Consider the following 2,738-nt stretch of genomic DNA (forward strand, 5'->3'; position numbering starts at 1 on the left):
GCCCCGATCCCCGAGGCCCCGGCCCCGGTTCCGGTTCCAGAGGCCCCGGCGCCGGCCCCCGCGCCGCCGCCGATAGCGCCCATCCCGGTGCCGATCCCGCTGCCCATCCCGGGCATCGGCGGTCCGCCCGGCGGCGGATTCGGCGGCCCCCCTGGCGGCGGGTTCGGCGGTCCGCACGGCGGCGGCGGGTTCCCCGGCTTCCCCGGTGGCGGCGGAGGCCACGGTGGCGGCGGCTTCGGCGGCGGTCACGGCGGAGGCCACGGGCACTAGGCCTTTCGCGGGCACCTGTCATCTGCCGTTTGCCTCCCGCTCAGCGGCGCGATGCAGTTAGCTCATCGCGGCCACCTACACCGGTGGTATGCGATGCACCGTCTTTGGCACCGGTTACCTCGGTGCCACCCACGCGGCGGGGATGGCCGAACTGGGCCATGACGTCGTCGGCGTCGATATCGATGCGGGCAAGATCGCCAAGCTGGCCGGCGGAGACATTCCGTTTTACGAGCCCGGCCTCCGAAAGTTGTTGACGGACAACCTCGCCGCCGGGCGGCTGCAGTTCACCACCGACTACGACATGGCGGCCGATTTCGCCGACGTCCATTTCCTCGGGGTGGGCACGCCGCAAAAGAAGGGCGAATACGGCGCCGACCTGTGCCACGTGCACGCCGTCATCGATGCGCTGGTGCCCCGGCTGACCAGGTCGTCGGTGCTCATCGGCAAGTCGACGGTCCCCGTCGGCACCGCGGCCGAGCTGAACCAACGCGCCGCCGCGCTGGCGCCGGCCGGGGTCGACGTCGAAATCGCCTGGAACCCAGAGTTTTTGCGCGAAGGCTACGCCGTCCACGACACCCTGCACCCCGACCGCATCGTGCTTGGCACACGACAGCATTCGACGCGCGCGGAGGCGGCCGTCCGCGAGCTGTACGGCCCTCTGCTCGACGACGGGGTCCCCTTCTTGGTGACCGACCTGCAGACCGCGGAGTTGGTGAAGGTTTCCGCCAACGCCTTTCTGGCGACCAAGATCTCGTTCATCAACGCCATCTCCGAGGTGTGCGAGGCCGCCGGCGCCGACGTCAGCCTGCTCGCCGACGCGCTCGGCTACGACCCGCGCATCGGTCGCCAATTCCTCAATGCCGGATTGGGTTTCGGCGGTGGCTGCCTGCCCAAGGACATCCGCGCGTTCATGGCTCGTGCGGGTGAGCTGGGCGCCGACCAGGCGCTGACGTTCCTGCGCGAGGTCGACAGCATCAACATGCGCCGCCGCACCAGGATGGTCGAACTGGCCACCGCGGCGTGCGGGGGATCGCTGCTGGGCGCCAACATCGCCGTGCTGGGCGCGGCGTTCAAACCCGAATCCGACGACGTGCGCGACTCGCCCGCGCTCAACGTCGCCGGGCAGCTGCAGCTCAACGGCGCGGCGGTCAACGTGTACGACCCCAAGGCGCTGGACAACGCGCAGCGGTTGTTCCCGACGCTGAACTACGCGGTCTCGGTCGAAGAGGCCTGCGAGCGCGCGGACGCGGTGCTGGTGCTCACCGAGTGGCGGCAGTTCGTCGACATGGACCCCGACGACCTGGCCGACCGGGTGCGGGCCCGCGTCATCGTCGACGGGCGCAACTGCCTGGACTTCGCCCGCTGGCAGCGGGCCGGGTGGCGGGTGTTCCGCCTCGGCGCGCCGCGGCCCTAGCGGCGATCGCAAGGGCGGCGTAGCCGGGCGCGGCGGGTCGCCGCCATCTGCCCCAGCGGCGATCGCAAGGGCGGCGTAGCCGGGCGCGGCGGGTCGCCGCCATCTGCCCAGCCGCTAGGTCAGCCCGGGGTTCCCGGGCGAACCGATCAGCCCGCCGGTGCCGCCGGCGCCCGCGTCGCCCTCGGGCGTGCCGATCCCGGCGTTGCCGCCGGTGCCGCCGTTGCCGAACAGCACCGCGCCGCCGCCATTGCCGCCGTTGCCGCCGCGCCCCGTGATGCCCTGCCCGCCGGGGCCGCCGTCCCCGCCATAGCCGACGAGCGCCGCGTTGCCGCCGTTGCCGCCGTTCCCGCCCGTGGTCTCGCCCGCCCCGCCGGCCCCTCCAGCGCCGCCGCTGCCGGACAGCCCGGCGGCGTTCCCGCCGTCGCCGCCGTCGCCGCCGGCGCCGCCGCCTCCGGTGCCGCCGTTACCGCCACGCCCCGCGGTGCCCTGGAGGGGACCGGAGTTGCCGCCGTGACCGCCGGCCCCGCCGCGTCCCGTGATGCCGGCGCCGCCGTCGCCGCCGGCGCCGCCGTTGCCGGAGATGCCCCTGGTGTTGCCGCCGGCTCCGCCGGCGCCGCCGTTGACCGAGCCGTCGCCGCCGTCGCCGCCGGCGCCCGCGGAACCCTCGAACATGCCGCCGGCGCCGCCGTGACCGCCGGCGCCGCCGTTGCCGGCGCTGCCCGTGCCGCCAGCGCCCCCGGCGCCGCCGTTCCCCCACACCACCCCGGCCCCGCCGTCGCCGCCGGTGCCGCCGTTTCCGTGGAGACCGGTCCCGCCGGCCCCGCCGACCCCGCCGGCACCGAGCAGGCCACCGTTCCCGCCGGCCCCGCCATTGCCCCCGGCGGTTACTCCGGTGCCGCCCGCTCCTCCCGCGCCGCCGGTGGGCTGGGTGGGCCCGCCGATCCCGCCGTTGCTGGCGACGCTGAACATTCCTCCGTTCCCGCCGGCGCCACCGTTCCCGCCGGCTCCGACCGTCGAGAGCCCGCCCGCCCCGCCGGCGCCGCCGTCGCCGAAG

At 75.2% G+C, this 2,738-nt stretch carries 2 protein-coding genes and 1 pseudogene; 2 read left to right on the top strand and 1 reads right to left on the bottom strand.

What is annotated here, in order from left to right:
- Positions 1-270 (top strand): hypothetical protein (locus AWB89_RS24915; RefSeq protein WP_193791374.1); only part of this gene is annotated, 270 nt, incomplete at its 5' end.
- An 88-nt stretch (positions 271-358) separates the two neighbouring features.
- Positions 359-1,684 (top strand): UDP-glucose dehydrogenase family protein, encoded by a 1,326-nt coding sequence (locus tag AWB89_RS24920; protein WP_085177314.1) that lies wholly within the window; start codon positions 359-361, stop codon positions 1,682-1,684.
- Between the two features lie 114 nt (positions 1,685-1,798).
- Here the strand turns inward: AWB89_RS24920 and AWB89_RS27380 are convergent.
- A pseudogene (locus AWB89_RS27380) lies at positions 1,799-2,738 on the bottom strand (hypothetical protein); the annotation flags it as partial.

It is taken from the genome of Mycobacterium paraense (genome assembly GCF_002101815.1).
GTDB classification, from domain to species: Bacteria; Actinomycetota; Actinomycetes; order Mycobacteriales; family Mycobacteriaceae; genus Mycobacterium; species Mycobacterium paraense.